Genomic DNA, 26,720 nt, shown 5'->3' with positions numbered 1-26,720 from the left:
AAAATATCATTTACTTTCCCTCCCGGTCCTCCTAGACTTGACGACACAACCTGACATCGGCGGATATGGCCCAGGGCCGAGCGACCGCCACCCGGATGGGAGCGATCCTTTATGAAAGCACTAAAGACAAAAGACCTGGTCAACGTCGGCATTTTCACGGCCCTTTACTTCGTCAGCATGGCAGTGGGCAACTTCATCACCGTCTTCCTGGCGGGCCTGGTCATGCCCGGCCTGTCCTCCCTCTCCATCCCCGCTGTGGTGGGGCTGGTCTCCGGCCCGGTCTACATGCTGATGATCCGCCGCGTACCCAGGTTCGGGGCCATAACCATCGTCGGCGTCATCATGGGCCTCTTCCTGCTGGTCTTCGGCCACTTCGCCCTCTCCTTCATCCCCTACGCCTTCTGCGGCCTGCTGGCTGACCTGGTTCAGTCCTCGCTCCGAGAGAGCCGGCCCAACCTGGCCCGTTACCTGAGCTACGTCATCCTCACCTTCGGCTGCACCGGCCCCGTGCTTCCCCTCTGGTTCATGAAGGATGCCTACGTGGCCAGCCTGGTCCGCCGTGGCAAGAGCCAGGAGTACATCGACGGGGTCTTCGCGCCCATCACCGGAGCCACCTTCCTGGTCTGCATCCTGGCCACCCTGGTCGGCGCCCTGCTCGGGGCATGGATAGGCGCCAGGATCGTCGACAGGCATTTCAACCGGATACCCGCCAAGCAATGAGGCCCATCTCCATCTACACCAGATTCCTGCTGGTCATCTTCGCCAACGCCCTGATTTTCGTCACCCTGCCCACCCCGCTGGTCCTGGCCATCAACATCTACTTCTGCAGCTTCCAGGTCATCGTGGGCAGGGTCAGAAAGGGCCAAGCCTGGCTTATGGTCTGCCTGGTCTTCGCCCTGGGCGCCTCCCTGGCCATGGTTTTTCCCGAGAATCTTCCGGGACATTATCTGCTCTTCCTCTTCGTCGGCGTGGGCAGAATCCTCCCCCTGGTGCTGGTGGCGGCCTTCATGATGGGCACCACCAAGGTCTCGGAGCTGGTCTACCTGCTGCGCAAGATTCATGCCCCCCAATTGCTGGTCATCCCCATCAGCGTCCTCTTCCGATTCTTCCCGACCGTCAGGCACGACTATGCCCAGATCAGACGGGCCATGAAGTTCAGGGGGATCGCGGTCACCACCGGCGACATGCTCCGGCACCCGTTGCGAACCATGGAATACATCTACGTTCCCCTGCTCAACAACGCCACCAACGTGGCATCCGACCTGACCTCGGCCGCCCTGACCAGGGGAATCGGCGACCCCGGACCCAAGACCTCCATCGAAAGGATCGCCTTCACCAGACTGGATGCGCTCATGTGCGCCCTGGGTCTGGTCCTTATGGGATGTGGAGCCTATGTTGCAATGTTCCAGGCTTAGCTTCACCTACGAGGGCGCCAGCAGGCCTTCCCTCGAAGAGGTCTCCTGCCGGATGGGCCAGGGCCGGCTGACCGTGGTCACCGGACCGAGCGGTTGCGGCAAGACCACCCTGTCAAGGGTCATCAACGGCCTGATTCCCGAACTCTACGAGGGCAAGCTGGAGGGAAAGTGCCTGATCGGGGGCGAGCCCACCACGGCACGGCCCATCTACCGACTTTCGGAGCAGGTGGGGTCGGTCTTCCAAAACCCCAAGACCCAGTTCTTCACCACCGACGTCCGCAGCGAGCTGGCCTTCCCCCTGGAGAACACCGGTGTCCAGCCGGAGGCCATCCGGGAGCGCATAGGCCAGGTGGCCGACCTCTTCGACATCACCCCGCTCATGGACCGGGACATCTTCTCCCTGTCCGGGGGCGAGAAGCAGATAATCGCCATCGCCTCCTCCTGCATGATGGACCCGCAGATCCTGGTCCTGGACGAGCCCTCAGGCAATCTGGACGTCGAAGCGGTGGCCAGCCTGGCGCAGATCCTGGGCCGCTTGAAGGACCGGGGCCTGACCATGGTCCTGATCGAACACCGCCTCTACTACCTGGACGGCCTGGCCGACGACTTCCTGGTCATGAAGGACGGCAGACTGGTGGAGCACCTATCCCCGGCAGCCATGAGGGGACTGGATGGACCAAGTCGCCAGGCCATGGGGCTTCGGGCTCTGAACCTGGACACGACCGAGGATACGAGCGCCCCAGCCACGGCCATCACCAAGAAGACCCCCGACTTGCTCCGGGTCAGGAATCTGACCTATGCCTACCATCACGACCAGGCTCCTGCCCTGGATGTGGACGACCTGACCCTGTCCAGCGAGGACATCACCGGCATCATCGGCCGCAACGGTGCCGGCAAGAGCACATTCGCCTCGGTCCTGACCGGTCTGCTCAAACCTGGCGACAAGTCGGAAATCAGCCTGAATGGGACGAAGCAGACCGCCAGGGAGCGTGTTGAGGACTCCTACATGGTCTTTCAGGATGTCAACTACCAGCTCTTCAGCGAGACTGTGGAGGGCGAAATGCTCCTTGGAGCCAGGCGGACCGACCTCTTCGAGGAGGTGGCACGAAAGCTGGATCTGGAGCGGCTCCTGGGCCGACACCCCAACACCCTCTCCGGCGGGGAGAAGCAGCGGGTGGCCATCGCGGCCGCCATACTGTCGGGCAAGCGCCTGATTGTTCTGGACGAGCCCACCAGCGGTCTGGACCTGCTCCACATGAACCAGGTGACCGGGATGATCCGCTACATGCGCTCCCTGGGGGTCATGGTGATCGTCATCTCGCACGATCAAGAGTTCCTGGCACAGACTTGCCAGCGGTTCATCACCTTCCGCCAGGGCAGACCGGTCAGGGACAGCCGCAAACTGGGCAACCTCCTGCAAGCCCTCTGAACTTCTGAGCCCTTGCAGGGTCGGTGAACATGACGCCACCCGCCAGGCGGTTCTCCTGTGCTCCGGACCCCGCGAACGTATACAGTAGTGGGGAAAAGAGCATCAGGGGCGTCCCTCGCGTCGGACGGCCCCGCCGCACAGCCAGGGTTACGAGAGGGCATGATGGGCTATATCGACGTCATCGGAGAGACGAAGCGGTATGTGACCGGCGAAACGACCATCGTGGCCAACAACGCCGTCACCTTCTCCATCGAGAAGGGCGAACTGGTGGTCATCCTTGGCGCCTCGGGGGCGGGCAAATCGACAGTACTGAACATTCTGGGCGGCATGGACACCTGCAACGAGGGCCAGGTGATCGTGGACGGGAAGGACATCGCCGGATACGACGCCCGGCAGCTGACCACCTACCGTCGCTACGACGTGGGCTTCGTCTTCCAGTTCTACAACCTGGTGGCCAACCTGACCGCCAGGGAGAACGTGGAGCTGGCCTCGGAGATCGTGGACGATGCCGCAGACCCGGTCCAGACCCTGATCGACGTGGGCCTGGGCGACCGGATCGACAACTTCCCCGCCCAGCTTTCCGGCGGGGAGCAGCAGCGCGTGGCCATCGCACGGGCCGTGGCCAAGAATCCCAAGATCCTGCTCTGTGACGAACCCACCGGGGCCCTGGACTACCGGACCGGCAAGCAGGTGTTGCGTATCCTCCAGGATCAGTGCCGCAAGAAGGGCGCCACCGTGGTCATCGTCACCCACAACGCGGCCATCGCCCCCATCGCCGACAGGGTCATCCGCATGCACGACGCCCGGGTCCAGGCCGTGCAGACCAACGACAGCCCCGAAGACATCGAAAACGTGGAGTGGTAAGGATGCAGCCCGTCAGGAAGGTGCTCTGGCACGACATCCGAGTCTCCCTGCGCAAGTCCCTGGGACGGTTCATCTCCATCGTCTGCCTGGTGGCGCTGGGTTCCTTCGCCCTGGTCGGGCTGAGCGTTACGGGGCCGGACATGCGGCAGGCCGGCAACGCCTACCTGTCCAACCACCATCTGGCCGATCTGATGGTCATCAGCAGCTACGGGCTGGACCAGGAGGATCGGGATGCCATCGACACCGCCCCTGGTAATTCAGGCATCGAATACGGGTACCTGAAGGATGTGGTGCTCAAGGGGACCGACAAGAGCCTGCGCATCTACTCCGCCCCCGACCGTATCTCCACCTATGAGCTGGTTGACGGATCCATGCCGACCAGGCCTGACCAGGTGGCGGTCGACACGGCCCTGGCCGAGAATCACCCCATCGGCAGCAGCATCCAGGTGGACGAAAAGGCCGACCAGCTGGGCAGAAAGGTCTTGAGGCACCACAAGCTGCGCGTGGTGGGCACGGTCAAGTCAACCGAGATCCTGAGCAAGGTCAACATGGGTCCCTCCACAGCCGGATCCGGGTCGCTGGACTCCTACGCTGTGACCACGCCCGGGGCCTTCGACTCGGACGAGTACATGATCGCCCGCCTGACCTTCAAGGACCTGGACCGGATCCGGGACCACTATTCCGACCAGTACATCCAAGCCCTGCAGACCCACAAGGACGATCTGAACAGGATTCTGTCAGGACGCTCCACAGCGAGGCTTAACGCCATCAAGGCCCCCCTGAAGAAGCAACTGGACCAGGGGCAAGACCAGGTAGACCAGTCCAAAGAGAAACTCGAAGGAAACCGGCAGCAGCTGGAACAGGCCAGGAAGGATCTGGACCAGGGTGCCCAGAACATACAGTCCGCCAAGAACCAACTGGCCGCCAAGATAGTGCAGGCCCAGGCAGCCATCGACCAGGGGCAGCAGGAGGTGGATCTGAGCTCGGCCGTACTGGCTCGAAAGCAGAAACAGTACCAGTCCTCCGCCAGCCAGGTGGCCCAAGGCAGGCAACAGGCCGACCAGGGGCAACAGGCCATCGATCAGGGGCAGGCCAAGCTTGATGGTTCCCGCCAGCAGCTGGAGGGCGGCAAGGCCCAGGCCGACCAGGCTGTAGCCCAGGCCCAGGAAGCGCAGAAGCAATGCAGACAAGGCATTGCACAAATCACCGGCCTCATTCAGGCCATCGATGCCCAACTGGCCACACCCGGGCTGACCCCCCAGCAGCAAGAGGAGCTCAACCGCGGGAAGGCCAGGCTGCAGGCACAGCTGACCGAGCTTAACCGGCAGTCACCGCAAATCGACGCGCTGGCAGCCAAGGCCAAGGCGGGCCGCGATGCCTTCATGACCAACCAGTACACCCCCGGCATGGCCCAGGTTGCGGCCAACCAGCAAACCCTGGACGCAAAGCGGCGGGAACTGACCCAGGCAAGAGCCAAGGTGGAAGAAGGCGAGCGCCAACTGGCCCAGGGCAAGGCCCAACTCGACCAAGGCTCAGCACAGCTGGCCCAGGGTAGGGCCAAGTTGGCCCAGGCCCGGCAGCAACTGGCCAACAGCCGTGCCTCAGCCCAAGGACAGATCGACCAGGCCCAGGCCACCCTGGATCAGAAAACCGCGGAATACCAGACCAAACTGGACAAGTTCAAGAGGGAGAGCCCGGACGCCCAGAAGAAGATCGACGACTCCCAGAAGAAGCTGAACAAGGCGGCTGACCAGCTGAGCCGACTGGAAAAGCCGGTCTATGCCCTGGACTCACGCCGGGAAGCGCCCGGCTCGGAGGGCTACAAGGTCTACGCCTCCGTTTCCTTCATTGTGGACTCGCTGGCCAAGGTCTTCCCCTACTTCATGTACCTGGTGGCCGCCCTGGTCACCTTCACCACCATGACGCGCTTCGTGGACGAGGAGCGGATCAACGCCGGAACGCTCAAGGCCCTGGGTTACAGGGACCAGGATGTCATGGCCAAGTTCCTGGTCTATGGCGGAGCGGCCTCGGCCCTAGGCGCGCTTCTGGGCATCATCGCCGGCCACATCCTTCTGCCCTGGATCGTCTACCAGGCCTACGCCCACGCTTTCGACATGCCGCCCATCCACTACGGCTTCCACCTGCCCATCACCCTTCTGGCCTGCCTGCTGGCCTTCCTGAGCGCCGTGGTCCCGGCCTTCCTGAGTGCCTGGCGGGAGCTGCGCGAGAAGCCGTCGGCCCTCCTCCTTCCCAAGCCGCCCAGCGCCGGTTCGAAGATTTTCCTGGAGCGCATCCCCCTGATCTGGAACCGGCTCAACTTCACCCATAAGGTCACCGCCCGGAATATTTTCCGCTACAAGCAGCGGATGCTGATGACCATCTTCGGGGTCTGCGGGTCGGTGGCCCTCCTGATGGCAGGATTCGGCGTGCAGGGATCCATCTCGGCCATCAACGAGCACCAGTTCGGCCAGGTGATCCGCTACGACCTGATCGCCGCTGAGAACAGCCAGGCCACATCCGACCAGCGCCAATCCATCAAAAAACGGCTGGAGAAGCCCGATGTGAGCCGTTCCCTGAACGTGCGCTACGAGGAGATGAGCAAGACAGCCGGCCACAACGCCGACAAGCAGTCCATCACCATGATTGCGCCGGCCAGCGCCGAGCACCTGGACGACTTCATCCGCATGGACACCCGGTCCGGGCACAAGCCCCTGAACCTCAAGGGCGACGGCGTGATCCTCTCCGAGCGGATCGCCCAGCTGACGGGGACCAAGGCCGGCGACAGAATCACCCTGCAGGATTCAGGCGGCAGGGACAGGACCATGCGGGTGGACGGCATCTGCGAGATGTACCTGGGACACTTCGTCTTCATGAGCCCAACGGCCTACAGGACCGTCTTCCACCAGGACTTCTCGCCCAACGCCCACCTGGTCACCTTCAAGGACTCCAGCGCAGAGAACACCAGAAGGCAGGCCGCCTCCTTCATGCGGATCGACGGGATCCAGGGGGTGGTGCAGAACACCACCCTGATGAGCCAGATCGACACGGTGGTCAGGTCCCTGAACATGATCATGCAGGTGCTGATCATCGTGGCGACCCTACTGGCCCTGGTCATCCTCTACAACCTGACCAACCTGAACGTGGAGGAGCGGATCCGCGAGCTGAGCACCATCAAGGTGCTGGGCTTCTACGACCGCGAGGTGACCATGTACATCTACCGGGAGACCATCCTCCTTTCGGCCATTGGCGTCCTGGCCGGGTACGGATTCGGGGCCTGGCTCCACCACTACATCATCACCACCGTCCCGCCGGACAACGTCCTCTTTGACCCCTCCATCAGCTGGGTGGCCTTCGTCGTGCCCCTGGTCATGATTACGGTCATCACGGCCGGACTGGGCTGGATGGTCAACAACAAGCTCAAGCATGTGGACATGCTGGAGGCCCTCAAGTCGGTGGACTAGCCCATATCGGCATTTACCCATACTGATGGCGTAAGCTGGCACTTCAAGAGTCCATGAGTCCATGCCATTGAGAATCCAGAAAGCGGAGGACGACGGTGCTGCAGATCGAACACATCTCCAAACAATATAAAACAGGGGACTTCGTCCAGCAGGCCTTGAATGATGTCAGCGTCAACCTGCGCGACAACGAGTTCGTGGCCATCCTGGGCCCCTCCGGATCCGGCAAGACCACCCTGCTCAACATCATCGGCGGGCTGGACCGCTACGACCAGGGCGACCTGATCATCAACGGCACCTCCACTAAGAAATACAAGGACCGGGACTGGGACTCCTACCGCAACCACACCGTGGGATTCGTCTTCCAGAGCTACAACCTGATCCCCCACCAGAGCATCCTGTCCAACGTGGAGCTGGCCCTGACCATCTCGGGGGTGCACCGGCAGGAGCGGCGGGAGCGGGCCAGGAAGGCCCTGGAGCAGGTGGGGCTGGGCCAGCATGTGAACAAGCGGCCCAACCAGCTCTCGGGCGGGCAGATGCAGCGGGTGGCCATCGCCAGGGCCTTGGTCAACAACCCCCGCATCCTCCTGGCTGACGAACCTACCGGAGCACTGGACTCCGAGACCTCCATCCAGATCATGGACCTGCTCAAGGAGGTGGCCCGGGACCGGCTGGTGGTCATGGTCACCCACAACCCCGAGCTGGCTCACCAGTACGCCACCAGAATCGTGGAGCTGCACGACGGCTCCGTGATCAGTGACTCCGACCCTCTGCCCGACGACCAGGTGCCCATCCGCCGGGCCCGCCACCGCACCTTCGGCAAGGCCTCCATGGGGCTGCTGACCTCCCTGTCGCTAAGCTTCAACAATCTTCGAACCAAGAAGGCGCGAACTGCACTCACGGCCTTCGCCGGCTCCATCGGCATCATCGGCATCGCCCTGATCCTGTCGGTGTCCACCGGAGTCAATCGCTACATCGACAGGATACAGCGGGAGACCATGACCTCCTATCCCATCACCATTCAGGAGCAGTCTTTCGACCTGAACAAGATAGTGGATTCTGCCCAGGAAACCCAGAAGGAGGCCAAGGCCCACAAGGACCTCAAGGCCATCCAGCCGGACGACTCCAGCGTCAAGGGGGCCTCCAGCCTGACCAGCAGCATCACCCAGAATAATCTGACAGACTTCAAAAAATACTTGGACAATCCCAAGAGCGAGATCCACCAGTATGTGGGGTCCGTGGGCATCCAGTACTCCTACGCCACCAAGTTCTCGGTCTTCGGGCACGATCCGGACGGCAAGCTGGTCTCCGCAGATAAGGTGACCATGAATGGGCAGGACGACGCCAGCTCCACCGCCAGCCAGATGGCCACGGCCAACACCGACAGCGACATGGGCGACATCCAGTCCATGCAGATGTCCTACCTGACCGGCAAGACCGAGAAGAACAAGGCCCCTGAGATCTTCGGCGAGATCATGCCCGGGGCCGATGCCAAGACCACCATCAGCAAGGTAGTGACCGACAACTACCAGGTGGTGAACGGCACCTGGCCCAAGGCCAAGGATCAGGTGGTCCTGGTACTGGACAAGAACAACCAGATGCCCGTCACCAGCCTCTACAAGCTGGGCATCCTCCCCTCCAGCCAGTACACCGACATGATGAACAAACTCAACAGCGGCCAGGAGGTCAAGGTCGACACCAAGCCCATCGAATACGCCAAGGCCATGGACCAGAAGCTCTCCCTGGTGCCCGCCGCTAGCCAATATGCCAAGGGGACCGACGGCCACTACCACTACATCGGCGACAACACCGACCAAATGACCAAGGCCGCCGACCAGGGCCTGCAGCTGCACATCGTCGGCATCGTCCGTCCCAACCAAGGAGCCAAGGCCACGCCGCTCAAGGTGGGCGTCGGGTATACCCGCCAGCTGACCGACTACCTGATCGACCAGGCCAAGACCAGTCCCATCGTCACCGACCAGGAGGCCGACCAGGGCCACAGCGTCCTCAACGGGATGGCCTTCGCCCCTGCCGACGATGCCGCCAAGGCCAACGATGCCAAGGCCTACATCGCATCCTTGGGCGTTACACAGAAGGCCAGCATGGCCCAGGAGATCATGAAGGGTTCGGCAGCCATGGCCGGCCAGGAGGCCCAGGGCCGGGCCGGAGCCGCTGCAAGAGCCCAAGGTTCTGCCGGCATCCCCACGGGGGCCTCAGCCGAGCAGCAGACGGCCCAAGCCTTCGACCAATACAGCGCCACCGCCCCGCAGGACGCTCTGGTCGCCATCTACAACCAGTACGTCTCCACCGGCACCTACGCCGACAACTTGAGCGACTTCGGCCTGATCTCCCGGGATGCCCCCTCCCGCATCAGCATCTACACGGATAGTTTCGAGAACAAGAATTCCGTGGGCGACTCCATCAAGCACTACAACGACAAGGCCGCGAAGAAGAACAGGATCGTCTATACCGACTACGTGGGTCTGATGATGAATTCGGTCACCACCATCATCAACGTCATCACCTACGTGCTGATAGCCTTCGTCGGCGTCTCACTGGTGGTCTCCTCCATCATGATCGGCATCATCACCTACATATCGGTTCTGGAGCGGACCAAGGAGATCGGCATCCTGCGGGCCATGGGCGCCTCCAAGCGGAACGTCTCCAACGTCTTCAACGCCGAGACCGGCCTCATCGGACTTCTGGCGGGCCTGCTAGGGGTGGGCATCACCCTACTGCTGATCATTCCGGCCAACAGCATCATGCACCACTTCATGGGGACCACCGAGGTCAACGCGGCCCTGCCTACCTCAGGTGGTATAGCCCTGGTCATTCTGAGCGTGGTTCTGACCCTGATAGGCGGCCTGATCCCCTCACGGAAGGCAGCCAAGCAGGATCCCGCCACCGCCCTGCGCACCGAGTGAGGCTGAGTGACACCGGGTGGCACTGGCAAAGAAGTGAGTTCCCGCACAGTCGGGCCCTAACGGCGGTCCCTCTTTACTCGGGAATGCCATAATGAACCCCGTGAATGAACAACCCAATCAGATGACAGATCAACAGAACAGGCAACCCCTCTTCCCCGGACGGGCCTTCATCAGCACCGTCCTGGACGTGGTCGAGAGCAAGAAGACCATGAGCGGCGCCCTGACCGGCAAGTACATGCAGCGAGCCACCATGGCCGGCCTCTTTGTGGGTATCTTCTTCACCGCCTTCTTCGTCATCATGGGCCAGGCCGGCCAGAACCCCGCCGACCATGGCCTGATCCTGGCAGGCCGGGTACTGGCGGCGACTACCTTCGGCTGGGCCCTGGTCCTGATCTACTACACCAACTCCGAGCTGCTGACCTCCAACATGATGGTGGTCACCATAGGCGCCTACCACAAGCGCCTCGGATGGCTGGCCTCCCTGCGGATCCTGGTCCTCTGCCTTCTGGGCAACCTGGCCGGAGCCCTGATCGTGGCCGTCATCCTGCGCTTCTCATCCATCGTCAGCGGTCCGACCCTGGACCAGATGCTGGCGGCCGCGGCAACCAAGACCGGCTACGTCTCCGGCGGTCCCATGGGCTTCGCCGACCTGTTCGTGCGCGGCATCATGTGCAACTTCTGCATCAACATCGCCATGCTCATGGTCTACAACGGCAAGCTTTCCAACGACTTCACCAAGTGCATCATCATGGTCGTGGCCGTCTTCGTCTTCGCCTTCTGCGGATTCGAGCACTCGATAGCCGATTCAGCCCTCTTCCTCATCCTGGGCGTCTTCGGGCGGGTCAACGCCTGGAAGGCAATCCTGGTGGTCCTGGTGGCCATGCTGGGCAACTACATAGGTGGCGGCATCCTGATCGGTCTGAACTTCGCCACCATGAACGATGAGCGCCGGTTCAAAGCCTGATCGAAGCTGCCACATACAGTTGCTACAGCCGATTTTCACCGGCCGTGTCCTGACCGTGGTGGAGCCGTGGACTCCCGAATGATCAGTCGCGACGAGATCTGCTCATCCCCCATCGCGCGGCTCTGTTGCAGCTGATCAAGGTCTGGCTCCTCCTCTTCACTAGCCTTGTGGAGACCGTAATCACCCTTGACCTCCGGCTGGTCATCACTGTCAGGCCAATGAGCCAAGCGCTCAACAGCCTTGGCTCCTATTCCCTGGAAGTTCTGCCGCCAGGTCGTTATACTTGGGACGGTTACTTCACCGATGGGGTTGCCATCGAAGCCGGCAACGCTGACGTCTTCGGGAACCTTCTTGCCCTCGAGAAGAATGCCTCGTATGACACCTGCGGCCACCTCATCGTTGCCGGCGAAAATTGCTGTGATCTCCGGGAAGGAGCACAGGTAGCGTCCAATCTGCTCCGCCTTCCGGAAATCCCAGGTGCAGGGCAAAGGTTCCTCGATAGGAGCCCCCGCTTCCTCCAGAGCACGCCGCCAACCCAGGGATCGCGTATATTTATTGCCGTTTTCGGGAATGGATACATGGAAAACGGTTTTATGCCCCAATCTCAGCAGATACTTGGTGATCTGGTATCCGCCTTCATAGGCACCTATCAGCAGGCTCCCCGAAGCCAGATCAGCTTCATCCACGATTACAGTGGGGAGCGATTGTGCAATGTATCCAGCGAAAGAGTGCAGGAGGCTGGAACGTTCCACGTCCAGGATGATGCATCCAACCGGCCTGTTCTGGATGAGCTGGTCTACAGTCTCCTTGACTTTCTCATGACCATTGCCGACCAGGGTCACCGTGACCAGATAATGCCGTCGGCGTGCAGCCAGTTCAATCCCCTGCACCAGCTGCATGGATCCGTATAGAGATATATCCGTGGCGATAACCGCAATGGACTGAAATTCATTGGATACCAAGGCTCTAGCAATGGTATTGGGTCGGTAATTCAAGTCCTTGACAGCTTCGGCTATGACCTTACGTTTGCCGTCGCTCAGGTTGCGGCCACCATTGAGATACCGGGAAACCGTGGAAACGGAAACACCGGCCTTTCTTGCCACATCCTTGATGGATGGAGCCCGTCTTTTCCCCGCAGCCATCTGCAACCATCCTTTCAAACACGCAGACGCCCGGCAGGCCTATTACAGGCTGCCGGGCGGCCGACGCAAACTATCAATCACCCTATCTGATTGTGTCACAACGGACAGGTCCGTGGTCCTTCATACACCGTGCTACTTCTCACTTCACTGCCCCTCCGGTTATCCCTGAGATGATCTTCTTCTGTGCCACGGCGAAGATGATCAGCAGGGGCAGGCTCATCAGAATGATATAGGCAAAGATGTAATGCCAATTATTCAGATAAAGTCCGGCATTAGCCACGTTGTATAGGTTCAGCGGGAGGGTGTCCATCTTGCCCGAGAGGATAAAGAGTGCGTAGAAGACATCATTCCATATGTACAGAATGAGCAGGATGGTCGCCGAAGCCATTGTGGGCCCAAGGAGAGGCAAAACAATCGTGAAGAAGACCCTCATAGGTTTAGCTCCGTCGATGCGAGCAGCTTCCTCTAAGGAGATCGGGATGGTGCGAATGAATCCGGTAACGAAGAAGATGACCGTCGAAAGGTAGATCCCCACATAGACGCAGATCATGCCGATAGCTGTTCCCGCCAGACCGATCATCTTCAAAAGCAGCATGACCGTAACCACGGCCGGCGGCAGAATCAGTCCAGATATGCATAGGGCATATACCAGGGCCATGGCCTTGGTGGCTCGTCGAGCCAGAATCCATGAGGCCATGGAACCGAAAATAAGGGCCACCACAACAGAGGGAAGCGTTACCAGGAGAGAACCGAAGAATGCCGGAATCATCTTGCCCTGAGAAAGGACAATGCCGAAGTTTTCGAAGAGATGCCACTTGGTTGGCAACGCCAAAGACAATCTTAGGGCCTCAGCCTGATCCTTGCCTGCGGTAACAACCAGCAGGTAGAAGGGCACCCCTAGGCAGACCACGACCAGGAAGACCAGGAGGACGGTGTGAAGCACCCTCTTGCCCAGAGCTCCCTTGTGTCCGGCAGCATGCACGCCAGAGTTGGTGGTGACGGGTTCAAAACTCGCATTGCTCATAGTATCTTGGCCTCTCTTCTGCGAAGGTACCAAATCAAAGGAATGGCAATAATCATCACGACAATAAAGAGCAGGAGGCTCATCATCGTCGACTGTGAATACAGACCCTGACCGAAGGTTCTCCAGACGAAGAGGTTGAGGATCTCAGTGGAGCCACCGGGGCCACCTGCTGTTGTAGCCTGCACGGTGTCGAACCCGTTCATTGAGCCAAGAAGGGAGGTGGCCACATTGAAGGTCACGGCCGGGGCCAGGAGCGGGAATTTGATCTTCCAGAAAATCTGCCAGGAATTGGCTCCATCGATTTCGGCTGCCTCAAGGATATCCTCATCGATGGTTTTGAGCCCGGACAGGTAAATGAGCATGGCCAGGCCAGCCCATTTCCAACCCTGGATTGCGGACACTATGACGATTGACCAGGTGGTGCTTCCCAGCCAAGCCGTGCTGATGGTCCTTCCAGCAAAGAAGCTCAGTATCTGGTCCAAGGCTCCATTGGCCTGGAGGACGGCCTGCCAGACATATCCCACGGCGAGGGCCGACATGAGCACAGGGATGAAGAAGAGTACCCGGGCGATGCGGTTTTCTGTCGTGTCTTTTTCAAGAAACACAGCCAGAATCAAACCGAAAGTATTCTGGAAAAGAGCGACGAAGAATGCGAAGACTAGTGTGGTCCTCAAATCCCGGAGCAGTATCCCGTTTTTGAAGAGGCTCATGAAGTTGTCGAAGCCATTGAAGGAGATAGTCGTTTTGAAGGCAGACCAATCAGTAAAGGCATAGATAAAGTTCAGGACTGTGGGGACGAAGAAGAAAACAAGTAGGACAGCCCCTGCTGGAACCAGGAACCGAAGCGGGTAATTCTTTTTCATAACCGCGGTTTCGCTATTGGAACCAATAGATCGGTTCATACCTAAGCGTTTCCGGCCTTTTTCAGCAGGACCCGCAGCGAGCGCATCAGACATAAAAGGTCCTTTCTTCCGATGTGATTGTCAAATTCGTAAGTATGGATCCAGGAAGAACGGCCGGAGGAATTTTCCATCCCCCGGCCGCTGCTTTCCTTAGAAGCCCTTCACCCCCTGGGCCTTAGCTACCTGTGAGAACTGATCCTGCGTGGTCTGGGCGACCTGTTCCGGCGTCATAGTCCCATTGACCATGCTGGCCAGGTTGACATAGAGATCAGGATTAGCCAGGGCTTGGAGCTGCATGGAACCAACGCTGTGCTGAATGGATTGTGCCGCATCCAGGCTGGCCTGGGGCACAGTGTTCGGCGAATCGACGTTCTTCAGAACCGAAATGATGTTCTGCTGCTTGATGAAAGCTTTGTAGCCATCGGTCATCCAGAAATTGAGGAACTGTCTGGATGCTGCCTCGCGCTTGCTGTCCCCGCTCTTGAAGGCCACGACCCCATTGGAACCATCAGGAATGATGGTGGTATAGTTGCCATCCTTCGACACGGGGAAGTAGCCAATCTTCTTGTCCAGAGCGCTCTTGTCGTTGCCGGCCAAGGCGGAGATGGCCAGGAATTGACTGGCATTGCCGAAGATCATCCCGGTCTTTCCGTCCCACAGGGCCTTCTCCTGGGCGGTGTCCTTGGCCGAGCCGGCATCAGCATTGTAGAGCCCCTTCTTGAAGAGGTCCTGATAATTGGTGATGGCTTCCATAATGTCCTTGCCGGTGAATTTATCCTTGCCCTGGTTCACACGGTCCCAAAGGCCCCCTTGTGCCGCTTCAGCCAATTGGACCTGGACAGCCCACTGCGTGCCCCATTGGGAACCACCCATTTCAAAGAGCGGCGAATCCACGCCAGGAACATTGGCATCTTTGATTTTCTGAGCAGCCGCCACGAACTCGTTCCAGTTCTTGGGTACCGCCTCAAGCCCTGCGGCCTTGAAGACATCCTTGTTGTAATAGACGCCCATAGTCGAAGGGGCGCTCACCATAATCGCGTATCTGCTGTTTTTGTAGAGCCCTGCCTCGTCGTCTATACCCTTCTTGTAGTTCTTCTCAAAGGGGGCATTGTCTAGTTTCTGCAGCTTACCTTGAGCAACCAAACCGGTCAGCATGGACCTGGTCGGTTGCCAAAAAGCCAGGTCGGGAGTATCACCGGTCGTGATTTTGGTCTGTGCATTGTTTTCATAGACTTCCGGAATGGTAACCAGGTCAACCTTGGCACCCGTGGCTTTTTGGAAATCCTTTATCACCTGAACCGGAATCTTGTTGGCCTGGGGCGAGCTCCAGAACTTCAAGGTCACGCCGTCCAACTTGGCACTCGCCTCAGGCCAGTAGCCAGATGCCTTGGTGTCAGTGTCATCGCTGCTGGCAGCAGGATTGCCGCATCCTGCTAAAGTACCCACGCACAAACCCGCAGCAATCACCAGACCAGCCAAGGCTCGAACAGTCTTTCGCGAAGAATCGGTCTTCCACTGGATTAACTTCATTGTTTATCCCTTTCCGCCTCCGCCACCCGCTAATGGCGGGATGGCAGGGCTTCTCACTACATCACTCATGTCTTTTCAGACTGAAGGCCAATCACTCCCTGATTAAGAGGGTCCTGGCCGTATACCCTTCTTCGGGCATATGAACTTCTAGACTCCCCCTTTCTTTGTGCCAGACATAACGCCAAGAATCCGACCCACCATCCCGGTCCGTAAAATTCGGATAGAGAACCTGCACCCTGCAATCTCTGTTTGTGAACATAGGCAGAGGCAGATCGAGATGACCATCCGATGTGCACCTGGACCAAACAGTGATCAGAACACCGTCTCTGATCCCGCCTGCTCCTTGATCGCATGCACTCCTGATGCCAAGCGCAAGCTTGTCGTCATACCAGCCAGGCAGTCCCAATGGCCAGAACGGCACACCCGTAGCTACCCGATCACCGATGACGCGACGGTAAACATCAATCGCATCTCGGACCATATTCAATTGGTGCTCCGAAAACCGATTCAGGTACCCTGACAGGAAAAAGTGCCCCAGGAGGGTGTTGGTCAGAGCGAAGGAAAAACTCTCGTCATCCATGCCGGCAGCCGGATACGCCCAATTGCCAGCCTGTTCGGGAAGCATGGCCATAGGCGCTGTGGCACTTATGCTCGCATACCTGCCATAATCTTGCTGATCCGATGTAGAGAGGAGATGGAATATGGAAGACTGGGCGAAATCCGTCCGCATGCCTCCGGAAGAGCAGTTTTCGAGGATCAGGTTAGGATGCCGACGATACAGCCCCTTGATCCATTCTCTATAGGCTCGGTTGTGACCGAGAAGACCGTCACCAGGGCTATCCGAGTGATATGTGGTGCCTGGTCCAGGCATGACATTGTAGTCGAACTTAAAATAGCCAACCCCGAAATCTCCGACAAGCCTGTCAATCACTTCGTTCATGTGCCCTATGGTCTGAGGGTTTCTGAAATCGAGCAGATATCTATTCTGTTCCACTACACGATGTCCTGCGTGCTGGAAGAAGGCGGAATCCGGCAGTTTCTTGGCCAAGGGACTTTTGATTCCCACAACCTCTGGTTCAAGCCACAAACCTGGTATCATGTGCTCACGCTTAATAGCATCCATGACCTCACCAAGGCCTCCGGGAAATCGGGTCGTGGATGGCTCCCACTCACCGACTGATGGCCACCAATCGCCGGTGTCGTCATACCAGCCGGCATCGATGCAGAATACTTCAGCACCCATGCTGCCGGCTGCCTTGATCAAAGGCAGCAATCGATCTGTGCTTGGATCGCCGTTGAGCGTATTCATATAATCGTTGAAGATGATCTCTGGAGTCTTCAACTTATCCGACGCAAGATGCCAGTGTCGCCTGTAATCCGTAACAGATTCAACAGCCTGATCAAAGTTGCTAGCAGGAGTCACCGAAACAGGTACCGAGGTGAATTGCTGGTCCTTGTGAAGCACCACGGACCAATCATGATTTTTATAGGTCGGCCCGCTGAGTGCAAAGTAACCCTCGCTTTTTTCGCCTTCGCCCACCTCCCAGCGCCATGGTCCATTGTGCTCGATCTGAAAGAGCCAGGTGATGCCCTGCTTCGGCGAAGTCAGAACACCCATCGGCAGAGCTTGCCCTGTGGAAAAAGTCCCCTCCGATACACAGGAGTAGGCACCTTGAGGCGTCCGGCCCACCATGTCATTACTAAGGAGGGGGCATATTTCACGGAGTAGTTTCCAGGACCAACGTCCCTCACCAAGCCAGTCATTCTGACACTCTGCCAGCTGCCAATCTTCCAGCCCGTCCTTAGTCTCTTCAAAACCATTCGCCTGTCCGAAGAGCTGACAATAGGTGGGGAAAGATTCAAGGACCAGGTCGTCTTCCGCGGTGTTTTTAATGCTTGTCGTGACCTTGAACATCAGGTCACCGTCAGCTATCTGGAACAACTGGCGACATTCTATCCCCTGTTCTTGGCTCTCCTGGAGTATTTCCAGGTTGCTGACTCCATTCGTATGCCAGGTTTTCCAGGAGACGAATCGCAGAGCCTGACCAAGGGATGTCTCAATAAGCCTACGTCCACAAATCGTATGACCAGTACCGCGACCAGAGGCTTCTATCTGCACCATCGGCAAACGATCAGGAAAAGTGATGCGTTGTGTCTTCGACCCAGAGGTATCGGCAGGCACACGACCGGACGATGACCCGACTGGTTGTGGCAGGGATGAATACGTCTCATGGCACGGGCTAAAGGTCATGGAGACTAGACCAACAGGTTGGTCATTTCCGACCTCGAACTCCAGTTGTATACAATCGTTCCCCCACCGTAAGGGTGAAGATATAGTTGAGTCTCCTTTTGGTATCGTTACCAATTTGAAGACCTCAGAACTATCCTCGCTCTGCATGGAATCTCCTTACAGCTACATTGCTTTATGAACTAGCTTCTCCCAGTATAACTGGTATCGTTCCCAGCGCAAGTTGCAATTGCGTTTGGTGTCTGGCCTTTCTCTCCGTAATCCAATCACCCAATAGACGAACCGGCCTTTTCCTGGGGCTTTACAAGCACTGGGAGAATGAGCGTTTGGCTATCCTCGCACCAATTTCTGTTGGAATCAGAGCAATGCCTGAAGGGTACTTAGGCGGCGACTTGCATCATTGGCCACACCCGGCAACGGGGACTGATCAGCGCATCTTTGCTCCTCTTTCCGCCGAGCACCAGAAATTATGGCAGTGGACGCGCTTACGAGACTGATCGGAACTACCTATCATGAAGAAACCCAAGAGCCTATAAACAGGCAGAAAACGGAGGTTCATGATGAGCGAGGCTGAAACCGCAGCCAACAAGTCCTTGGTACAGGAGTTCTACGACCAAGTCTTTAGCCGGGGAGATACCAGCAACATCGACAAGTTCATGCGGGACGACTATATTCAGCACAACCCCACCTGCGCCGACGGTAAGGCTGGATTCCTGGAGTTCATCAAGGGATTTCTGGCCCTGGGACCGCAAATCGAGATCATCAGGCTGAATGGCGAGGACGACATGGTCTACGTCTTCTTCAAGTGCACGTTGAAGAACGGCCACGTCAACAAGGTTTGCGACATCTACCGGCTGCAGGACGGCCAGCTGGCTGAGCACTGGGACATCATCGAGCACAACGTGGAGGGTGTACAGTCCCGGAACAGCAACGGTCTCTTCTGACCCTTATCCAATCCCGTCACCAACCAGGCCGGGGTTCTCTTGTTGCCTGACCATGGTCCAACAGCAAGAGAACCAGGAGGATTCAGCGAGCGCGAATGACCTCTCTGACCGGCAGCACGCTCGCGGGCGAGACCGAAAGCTCATCCAGGCCATAATCCAGGAAGGTGGCCGTAAGATCCTTGTCGGCACCCAGCTCGCCGCAGATCCCGCACCAGATGCCAGCCTGGTGGGCGGCATCCACGGCCATACGAATCATGCGCAGGACGGCAGGCGAATGCGGGTCGGCGAACTGTCCCAGGTTGGGGTTCTGCCGGTCGCAGGCCAGGGTGTACTGGGTCAGGTCATTGGTTCCAATGGAGAAGAAGTCCACCTTCCGGGCCAACTCCGGCGCCATGACAACCGAGGCCGGGGTTTCGACCATGATGCCCACCTGAATGTCCTCCTTGAAGGCCTCGCCCCTGTCACGTAGCTCTTCCATGACCAGGTCGATGATGGCCCTGGCCTGATCAACCTCTTTGGTGGAGGTGATCATGGGCAGCATGATGGAGATGTTCCCAAAGGCCGATGCCCGCAGGATAGCCCTGAGCTGCACCTTGAAGACCTCCGGCCTGGTCAAGCAGATACGGATGGCCCGATATCCCAGAGCGGGATTGGCCTCATGTTCCAGACCGAAGTAGCCGACCTGCTTGTCAGCCCCGATATCCAAAGTCCGGATGATGACCGGCTTGCCGCCCATTCTCTGGGCGACCTCTTTATAGGCCTGGAATTGTGACTCCTCAGTGGGGAAGTCCTCGCTCTCCAGGTAGAGGAACTCACTGCGGAAGAGTCCGATCCCTTCAGCATCGTTGGCTTCGACCGCATCCAAGTCCGAAGGCCTGCCGATGTTGGCATAGAGATGGACCTCCTGGCCTTCCTTGGTTCTGGTGGGCTTGCCCTTGAGCTCCTGGAGCTGCTGCACACGCTCCCGGAACTCCCGCTGACGGATTTTATAGGCCTCAAGGGTTTTCCGGTCCGGATCGATCAGCACCAGGCCCTGGCTGCCATCCACAATGGCTGTCAGGCCCTGATCCTCCGGCCTGGGATCCTGACCAAGACCGATGACGGCAGGCAGCCCCATGGTCCTGGCCAGGATAGCCGTATGGGAATTGGCCGATCCCTGGCTGGTGGCGAAGCCCAGTACTTGTGTGGGGTCCATCTGAGCCGTTTGGCTGGGAGCCAGGTCGGCAGCCATGACGATGGTCGGCCGGTCAGCCCCGCCCGCCTGTGCACCCGAGCCAAGGTTGTCGATCAGACGCCGGGAAACGTCCTGCACATCGGCAGCCCTCGCCTGCATATAAGGGGAGTCCATGCCAGCGAACATGGCGGCGAACCTCTGCGCAGTGGTATCCACCGCGTACTCGGCATTGACCTTGTCCGATTGGATCAGCCCCTCGACCCCTTGCACATAGTCCGGGTCTTTGAGCATGAGCCGGTGGGTGTCGAATAGCTCGGCCTTGTCCTCACCGAGCCTGGTAGCGGTATCCTCCCTGAGCTTGGCCAGCTGATTCATAGAGACCTGCTGGGCCTGGCGGAAGCGTTCGATCTCGGCACGAGGATCACCGACGGTGCGGCGCACCACCTGCCTGGCCTCTTCCAGGACCTTGACGGGCCCTATGGCAATGCCTGCCGAGACGCCGGTGCCTCTCAGCTCCCTCATAGATTCTCCTTGAAGAAACTCTGCAGCTCCTCGACAGCCTTGTCCTGATCCGGGCCATCCACGCTCACAGTGATCGTATCGCCCTGCTTGGCCCCCAGGCCCATGACCGCGAAGATGCGTTTGGCATCGGCCTTATTGCCCTTGTCATCGAGGGTAATGACGGACTGGTACTTCTGCGCCTGCTCGACAAGCCTGCCTGCAGGTCTTGCATGCATGCCCTCAGGGTCGGAAATGGTGACGGTGAATGCGCTTGCCATAGCTGCCTCCTCAGTCCTTGCTGACATAACGGCCGTTGTCGAACCGGTATCCAGTGGACTGTTCATACTCGTGGACCATCTGATCCCAAGAATCCTCAATCCTGTCGGTCAGTCCAAATAGCCCCGAACGCCCAATCACATAGATGTCAGGATCGGCATCGGAGATCAGCTTCCAGTGGGCCAGATTGGTGGATCCGTCCATCTCGATCTGATAACCATAACCGTGCTCATCGCGCAGCTTGCGCAGTTGGACGATCTTGTCCAGGCAGACCGACAGGAAACGCTGGCCGGCGAAGCCTGGATCGATGGTCATGATGGTGACCTTGTCCAGCAGATCGATGTAGGGAAGGATGGTGTCAACCGGCGTCTCCGGGTTGAGCACCATGCCCGCCTTAAGGCCCGCATCGTGGATCTGATCGATCAATCGGAAGGCCACCCCGTTGGACACCTCTGCTGGCATGCAGATCATCTCGCACTTGATGTCGATCAGCTGCTGGACCCAGAAGGGGGCATCGGTCACCATCAGATGGGCCGACATGGGCAGGTCAGAGATCTTGCGCGTCTGCTCGATAAACCAAGGCGACAGGGTGATGTTAGGCACGAAATGGCCGTCCATGATGTCGATGTGGTAGAGGTTGGCTCTCTCGTTCAGAAAACTGATCTGCTCCTTGAACTGGTCCAGATCCATGGTCATCAGCGAGGGGGCCAGCTGGATTTGCCGCGAGCGCTTGGTCAACGTTGGTGTGCTTGTTGCTGTCATTGTGGAATGGTTGTCCTTCTGTTGGTTTAGATGACCTGGATATCATCCAGGTCAAGGTCCTCTTCGTCGTCTGTTGCTGCAGTAGCAGGCTCGGCGGCGTCTTCAGGAATTGACTTCTTGATCAGCGCATAGACAATGCCGGTCACCAGGACGTTGGCGGCGATGGCCAACAGTCCCACCCACCACTTGGCACCCATGGTGGGGAGCATCAGGAAGCCGCCGAAAGGCACGGTGGCACCCTTGCCGTTGGATAGGCTCATCAGGATGGCGCCCTCGCACATGCCGCCCAGACCAGCGGCGACGATTCCCCTCACCAGATCGTTCATGACGATAGGGATGGATCCCTCGACAATGTTCACAACGCCCATGGGCACTGCGGACTTGAGGGTCTCCACCTCCTCATGGGTGTAGATCCGCTTGCGCAGGAGCTTGGCGACCAGATAGGCGAAGCCGAAGCCGATGGGGGTGGCCGTGTTGGTCAGCTGCAAGGCTGTGACCGGGCCGTTGATGCCCTGGGCCTGCAGCGTCAGCGCAAAGGCGAAGGCGGTCTTGTTGATGGGACCGCCGAAGTCAACGATGCTCAGCGCACCCAGCACGGCGCCGAAGATGAGGTTGGAGGCCCCATTCATGCTTGTCAGCAGGTTGGTCAGCCAAGTGGTGAACCAGGCCACAGGGGTGCCGATGATGTAGACCATGATCAGCCCGCTGGCCAGGGAGGCCAGGAAAGGCACGATCAGGGTGGGCATAAGCCCCTTGGCCCAGCTGGGAACTTTGACGTAACGCAGCACCGCGTAGGCCAGCCAGCCGCCGATATATCCGCCTATGATGCCGCCGATGAAGCCGGCACTGATGGCTACAGCCGCCAGACCAGTCACGAAGCCTGGTGCGATCCCGGGCTTGCCCGCAATCGAGAAGGCGATGCCGGTGGCAATGATGACCGGGAGCAGCCCCAGTGCCTTGCCGCCCAAGGTGGCCAGGGCCTGGAAGAAGTCGAACTTCCCCATGACCAAAGTGTCCTGGGCCTTGCCGCCGAAGGCCATACCGATAGCGATAATGAAGCCCGCGCCGCAAACGATAGGGATCATATAGGAGATGGCCGTCAGCAGATGGCCCTTGAAATTGGCTTGCTTCCAAAATTGTTTCATGATGACTTCCTTGTCCGCATGGTTGATTGCATGGTTACTATTTGCCGACGATTTCGTGCAGTTTGGCGATCAGTTTGTTGGGCGACTTGATCGCCGTCTCGGTGGAGACCTTGACGGTCTTCTTGCCCTTGAACCGCTCTTCATCGGCTATCTTGATGTCAATGGCCAGAATGACCACGTCCGCCTGCTTAATATCCTCTTCGGTCAGGGCATTCTCGATGCCGATGGTGCCCTGGGTTTCGATCTTGATATCGTCGCCGGCCGCCTTGGCTGCATCCTCCAGCTTCTGCTGGGCCAAATAGGTATGTGCGATGCCAATGGTGCAGGCGGTCACTCCTACGATTTTCATGATTGCTTCTCCTTTGTTGTTATTCGGTTACGTGACGAATCATCTGGTCAGAGCCGTCACGACCTGGTCGGTGTTCTCGGCCTGAAGGAGGTCGTGTACCACATCGGCCTTGGCCAGCTTCCTAGCAAATTCCGAAAGCAGCTGCAGGTGTCGCTTGGATCCCTCATCATCGGCACCGACGGCAAACAGCACCACAACTTTCGCTCCGGTGTCATCCAGGGATTCCCAGGGGATTTCATGGTCCAGCACAGCAATAGCGATGCCGTTCCTGCGAACAGTGTCGCTGCGGCCATGAGGGATGGCTACATGCTCGCCGATGCCCGTCGCACCCTGGCCTTCACGCTCGTACAGGGCTTTCATGAAGACCTCCGGCGAATCGATGTAGCCTGCGTCATGAAGCCTACGGGTGAGCTCGGTGAAGACCTCGTCCTTGGTCTTGGCCTTCAGCCCTGTCACCACGGTGCTCTTATCGATCGCCGCGCCAAGTGATGCTGCGTCCACCATCATTTCCCTTCTGTCGTCAATATCTGTCGAACATCCTTGATAGAGCCTGTTCCCAGCAGGCCCAAAACTTTCTCGTCGCCCATTCGCCGGTAAAGATCACGCAGGTACTGCAGGTCCTTCATCGAGGGGTTCTGCGGGATAAGGATCAGCAAGAGTCTGGATACGTCATGCGATCCGTCCCACTGTGGTATAGGTCGGGAGAGCTCCAAGTAGAGAAGCAAGCATTCATCAACGAAAGATCCCTGCGCGTGTGGATTGGCCAGCTGGTCTGCAATGACTGTGCTACCCGACGACTCACGGGCAAGCAGGTCCTTGACCAGGAAATCGGCAGACCTGATGACGCCCTTGGACTGTAAATGAGTGCATATGCAAGCGAATAAAGCATGCACTGAATCTTTGTGCGCGGGCGCTGCTGTAGTGACGGTGTGATGCGGCAAGATTGCAGAGTCTTGGTTCCCGAAGCCACCAGAAGGCTCCTGCTCAATCAGGATTTTCATCGTCCGACCTCCCCGTTATGGATATGGTCGGCCATCCGTTCCAGCCGCTCCTGATCCTCAATGGTCAGCATGGCACTGACCACCAGCATCGGCCGCTTCAGCTCTTCGGACAGGGCAACTGTAGAGACTACAAGATCAGTCATCGGGTACCGCTCCAAGGCCTTTTCTACATCTCGGGCGGCCACAGTCCCTATGACGTCCATATCGGAGAACCGCCGCTCAATCTTTGATTTCAGCAGCTGTGCCGTGCCCAGCCCGGTCGTGCAAACCAGCAGGATGTTCAAGGGTCTGCTGAGATTTTCCACAGCCTGAGCGAAATACACAGTGATGAAGCCGATTTCCTCATCATCGATGATGGGGAGATGCTCGTGCTCCTCCAGCCGGCGTGTGGCCTTCTTCACTGTGCTGAACAGGTTCGGATATTCCAACCTGATCTGCTCAAGAAGGTTGTTGTTGACTCTGATGCCGTTCTTCAACCTGTTGAGCAAGGGCTTCATATGCTTGGAGAGCCTGGCAAAGAGCTCGGACTGATCGATTTGCGCGTAACGAGGGTTCAGAGCAACCTGGTCAATCAAATAGCGCGTGGCCCGCCGAACCGGATCAGGCATGTCGTTGGCAGCAGGCAGATCATCCTCGATCCTGGAGGAAGCCAAATATTGATAGAGATCGTAAACTTCAGCATCGGGCAGCTGCGCATCCAAATACATGTTCACGTCGGCTATGACAGCCCGGCAGACATTCATGACCTTGGAGCCTTCATCGGCATTTGCGGCCTGCTGCTCGCCGGCTCGTTCCTCCATGAGTGCTCCAACGCTGCGGAACCGTTCGATCAGGATGTACAGATGGGTGAAGATGTTGACCCGGTATGGATAGGGGATTTCGGTGTGAAGCAGTTCCTCGATCAGATCCAACTGTTTGTCGACAAAAGCCGCGTCACGCTGCTCAATGTCCTGGTCGGACTGCATGAACCGTCGATTGCCAGGCTGGCCTTCATCGACAAACAAGCTGCCGATCGCCCGGCGGATGTCTGCCTCCTCGCCGTTAATCCAAACGAACCCGCTGACATGTTCGATGGAAAGCTGGAAGCGGCTCAGCATCAGCCTCAGGGAGCGAAGATCGGTCGCTACGGCGGAGTCACCGATGAAGTATTTGCCCCAGAGCTCGGTCACCCTATATCGCTGTGGCGCCGTGAACAATAGGCGCTTGACGATCTCATCCCGGCGTTCAATGGATGTCAGACGACTGACATCGACGTTGGCCTGACCGATCACAAATCCTGAATCCCCGAACGACAGCGTCTCAGGGTTTTTAAGCCGATACCCGCGCCCTCTCTTAGACTCGATAATGGTCACGGGCCGATACTGCTCGTTGATCTGCTGAACTGCTCTAGTTATGGTTTTGGTTGAGACTTTGAGTGCATCGGACAATTCGGAACCGCGCACATACTCGCGCCTGTTGAGCAGATAGCCGATTAACGACTTCTTGAACCCGGTCTCCATTGCCCTCGAACCTCCTTTATGTTTAGGGTAATGTGGCCACTTTCGGCACTGGACGGTGTGTAGTATTCAGCATTGTCCCTTGTCTGCGGACTATGCACTGGGTGTCAGGAAACCTATAGGAGCAAGAGAGGCTGAGAGGTTGCTGGGATGCGTCGTCATCGATAAGAATCGGCATCATGCTGCCGTGCATCAGAATTCAATGGCTTCTGCAATTCAACGAAGGTACGGCAGGATGTCTGCTTAGCTGCACGATCCGCAGTACTTTATAGGAGCGAAGACCTGCTTAAGCTTTATGGTTTACATAACTTATCAATACTGGATTGTTATACGTCGTATATTGGTGATTTAAACAAAAGAAAAGGCCTCTGGTGACTTGTGTCATCAGAGGCCTTTCAATGTGTAATGGCGGCGGTGTGCTACTCTCCCACACTCTTCCGGGTGCAGTACCATTGCCGTGCTGGGTCTTAGCTTCCGGGTTCGGAATGGGACCGGGCGTCTCCCCCAGGCCATGACCGCCGCGAATCTTCAATTCTGCCAATCCTTCTCGTGAAGGGTTGGGGTTTCCTGGCGGTTTGGGGACCGGATGGTGGACGCGTGTTCCGATTGTCTGATCGCCTGTGCGTGTTCGTGTTCATTGCCGCAGGCATGTTTCGCAGCCGGGTTGATGCCGCCACCCTTATAAGGGTGGATGGTGTGTTGTCTTCGACCATTAGTGCCGGTCGGCTCCGCCCCTTGCGGGGTGTCCACGTCCGGTCTATCGACCATGTGTTCTGCATGGGGTCTTCAGAAGCCCGAAGGCTTCATGGAATCCTTATCTTGGAGGGGGCTTCCCGCTTAGATGCTTTCAGCGGTTATCCCATCCGAACGTAGCCAACCGGCCGTGCCGCTGGCGCGACAACCGGCATACCAGAGGTTCGTCCACCCAGGTCCTCTCGTACTATGGGCAGGGCTCCTCAAGATTCCAACGAGCGCAGAGGATAGAGACCAAACTGTCTCACGACGTTCTGAACCCAGCTCGCGTGCCGCTTTAATCGGCGAACGGCCGAACCCTTGGGACCTGCTCCAGCCCCAGGATGCGACGAGCCGACATCGAGGTGCCAAACCATCCCGTCGATATGGACTCTTGGGGATGATCAGCCTGTTATCCCCGGGGTACCTTTTATCCGTTG

At 58.2% G+C, this 26,720-nt stretch carries 21 protein-coding genes and 2 rRNA genes; 8 read left to right on the top strand and 15 right to left on the bottom strand.

The features are described 5' to 3' along the window. The first annotated feature begins 111 nt into the window (after positions 1-111). The 7 genes from CI601_RS00145 to CI601_RS00115 all read left to right on the top strand — a co-directional run bounded on the left by CI601_RS00145 (position 112) and on the right by CI601_RS00115 (position 11,054). The gene (locus tag CI601_RS00145; protein WP_121913863.1) at positions 112-720 is read left to right on the top strand and encodes an MptD family putative ECF transporter S component; all 609 of its coding nucleotides are present in this window, start codon (positions 112-114) and stop codon (positions 718-720) included. Further along, a complete protein-coding gene (locus tag CI601_RS00140) occupies positions 717-1,415 on the top strand; it encodes an energy-coupling factor transporter transmembrane component T (protein WP_183129683.1) in 699 nt (232 codons plus the stop codon). The genes CI601_RS00145 and CI601_RS00140 overlap by 4 nt, the downstream gene beginning before the upstream one ends. After that, complete coding sequence (locus tag CI601_RS00135) at positions 1,393-2,844, top strand: ABC transporter ATP-binding protein (protein ID WP_183129682.1); 1,452 nt, start codon at positions 1,393-1,395, stop codon at positions 2,842-2,844. Before CI601_RS00140 ends, CI601_RS00135 begins: the two co-directional genes overlap by 23 nt. Before the next feature lie 162 nt (positions 2,845-3,006). Continuing rightward, positions 3,007-3,708, top strand: a complete 702-nt coding sequence (locus tag CI601_RS00130; RefSeq protein ID WP_121913924.1) for an ABC transporter ATP-binding protein — start codon at positions 3,007-3,009, stop codon at positions 3,706-3,708. A 2-nt stretch (positions 3,709-3,710) separates the two neighbouring features. Continuing rightward, a complete protein-coding gene (locus CI601_RS00125; protein WP_121913860.1) occupies positions 3,711-7,169 on the top strand; it encodes an FtsX-like permease family protein in 3,459 nt (1,152 codons plus the stop codon). 95 nt (positions 7,170-7,264) lie between these two features. Next, positions 7,265-10,090, top strand: a complete 2,826-nt coding sequence (locus CI601_RS00120) for an ABC transporter ATP-binding protein/permease (RefSeq protein WP_121913859.1) — start codon at positions 7,265-7,267, stop codon at positions 10,088-10,090. Between the two features lie 121 nt (positions 10,091-10,211). Further along, positions 10,212-11,054 carry a formate/nitrite transporter family protein gene (locus CI601_RS00115; RefSeq protein WP_259465258.1) on the top strand — a complete coding sequence of 281 codons (843 nt, stop codon included), beginning with the start codon at positions 10,212-10,214 and terminating at the stop codon, positions 11,052-11,054. A 35-nt stretch (positions 11,055-11,089) separates the two neighbouring features. Here the strand turns inward: CI601_RS00115 and CI601_RS00110 are convergent, their stop codons facing one another. From CI601_RS00110 to CI601_RS00090, 5 genes are all read right to left on the bottom strand, one after another. Then, positions 11,090-12,196, bottom strand: a complete 1,107-nt coding sequence (locus CI601_RS00110; protein WP_121913857.1) for a LacI family DNA-binding transcriptional regulator — start codon at positions 12,194-12,196, stop codon at positions 11,090-11,092. A 139-nt stretch (positions 12,197-12,335) separates the two neighbouring features. Continuing rightward, positions 12,336-13,220 (bottom strand): carbohydrate ABC transporter permease, encoded by an 885-nt coding sequence (locus tag CI601_RS00105; protein WP_121913856.1) that lies wholly within the window; start codon positions 13,218-13,220, stop codon positions 12,336-12,338. After that, positions 13,217-14,083, bottom strand: a complete 867-nt coding sequence (locus tag CI601_RS00100) for a carbohydrate ABC transporter permease (RefSeq protein ID WP_121913923.1) — start codon at positions 14,081-14,083, stop codon at positions 13,217-13,219. The genes CI601_RS00105 and CI601_RS00100 overlap by 4 nt, the downstream gene beginning before the upstream one ends. A 189-nt stretch (positions 14,084-14,272) precedes the next feature. Continuing rightward, positions 14,273-15,652, bottom strand: coding sequence for an ABC transporter substrate-binding protein (locus CI601_RS00095; RefSeq protein WP_121913855.1), 1,380 nt, complete (start codon positions 15,650-15,652; stop codon positions 14,273-14,275). 91 nt (positions 15,653-15,743) lie between these two features. Next, positions 15,744-17,567: a glycoside hydrolase family 36 protein gene (locus CI601_RS00090; protein ID WP_121913922.1), complete on the bottom strand. Its 1,824-nt coding sequence runs from the start codon at positions 17,565-17,567 to the stop codon at positions 15,744-15,746. An 893-nt stretch (positions 17,568-18,460) separates the two neighbouring features. Here CI601_RS00090 and CI601_RS00085 point away from each other — a divergent pair. Continuing rightward, entirely contained in the window at positions 18,461-18,844 is a 384-nt protein-coding gene (locus CI601_RS00085) for a nuclear transport factor 2 family protein (RefSeq protein ID WP_121913921.1), read from the top strand. Between the two features lie 82 nt (positions 18,845-18,926). Here the strand turns inward: CI601_RS00085 and ptsP are convergent, their stop codons facing one another. From ptsP to CI601_RS00035, 10 genes are all read right to left on the bottom strand, one after another. Then, entirely contained in the window at positions 18,927-20,540 is a 1,614-nt protein-coding gene (ptsP, locus tag CI601_RS00080) for a phosphoenolpyruvate--protein phosphotransferase (protein ID WP_121913854.1), read from the bottom strand. Then, positions 20,537-20,797: an HPr family phosphocarrier protein gene (locus CI601_RS00075; RefSeq protein ID WP_121913853.1), complete on the bottom strand. Its 261-nt coding sequence runs from the start codon at positions 20,795-20,797 to the stop codon at positions 20,537-20,539. The genes ptsP and CI601_RS00075 overlap by 4 nt, the downstream gene beginning before the upstream one ends. A 10-nt stretch (positions 20,798-20,807) precedes the next feature. After that, positions 20,808-21,557 (bottom strand): D-allulose 6-phosphate 3-epimerase, encoded by a 750-nt coding sequence (alsE, locus tag CI601_RS00070; protein WP_121913852.1) that lies wholly within the window; start codon positions 21,555-21,557, stop codon positions 20,808-20,810. A gap of 26 nt (positions 21,558-21,583) precedes the next feature. Next, complete coding sequence (locus CI601_RS00065) at positions 21,584-22,702, bottom strand: PTS fructose transporter subunit IIC (RefSeq protein WP_121913851.1); 1,119 nt, start codon at positions 22,700-22,702, stop codon at positions 21,584-21,586. Between the two features lie 37 nt (positions 22,703-22,739). Then, positions 22,740-23,051 (bottom strand): PTS fructose transporter subunit IIB, encoded by a 312-nt coding sequence (locus CI601_RS00060; protein ID WP_121913850.1) that lies wholly within the window; start codon positions 23,049-23,051, stop codon positions 22,740-22,742. Positions 23,052-23,090: 39 nt separating this feature from the next. Then, complete coding sequence (locus CI601_RS00055) at positions 23,091-23,555, bottom strand: PTS sugar transporter subunit IIA (protein ID WP_121913920.1); 465 nt, start codon at positions 23,553-23,555, stop codon at positions 23,091-23,093. Next, entirely contained in the window at positions 23,555-24,052 is a 498-nt protein-coding gene (locus CI601_RS00050; RefSeq protein ID WP_121913849.1) for a PTS sugar transporter subunit IIA, read from the bottom strand. The genes CI601_RS00055 and CI601_RS00050 overlap by 1 nt, the downstream gene beginning before the upstream one ends. Further along, positions 24,049-25,551: a PRD domain-containing protein gene (locus CI601_RS00045; RefSeq protein ID WP_121913848.1), complete on the bottom strand. Its 1,503-nt coding sequence runs from the start codon at positions 25,549-25,551 to the stop codon at positions 24,049-24,051. Before CI601_RS00045 ends, CI601_RS00050 begins: the two co-directional genes overlap by 4 nt. A gap of 403 nt (positions 25,552-25,954) precedes the next feature. Beyond that, positions 25,955-26,071: ribosomal RNA gene (rrf, locus tag CI601_RS00040) — 5S ribosomal RNA — on the bottom strand. Between the two features lie 170 nt (positions 26,072-26,241). Beyond that, positions 26,242-26,720: ribosomal RNA gene (locus CI601_RS00035) — 23S ribosomal RNA — on the bottom strand; the annotation flags it as partial.

It is taken from the genome of Bifidobacterium sp. wkB344 (assembly GCF_003688305.1).
Taxonomy (GTDB): Bacteria; Actinomycetota; Actinomycetes; order Actinomycetales; family Bifidobacteriaceae; genus Bombiscardovia; species Bombiscardovia mizhiensis.
Note: the sequence above shows the minus strand (reverse complement) of the source record. Positions and strands in the feature narration are given on the sequence as shown.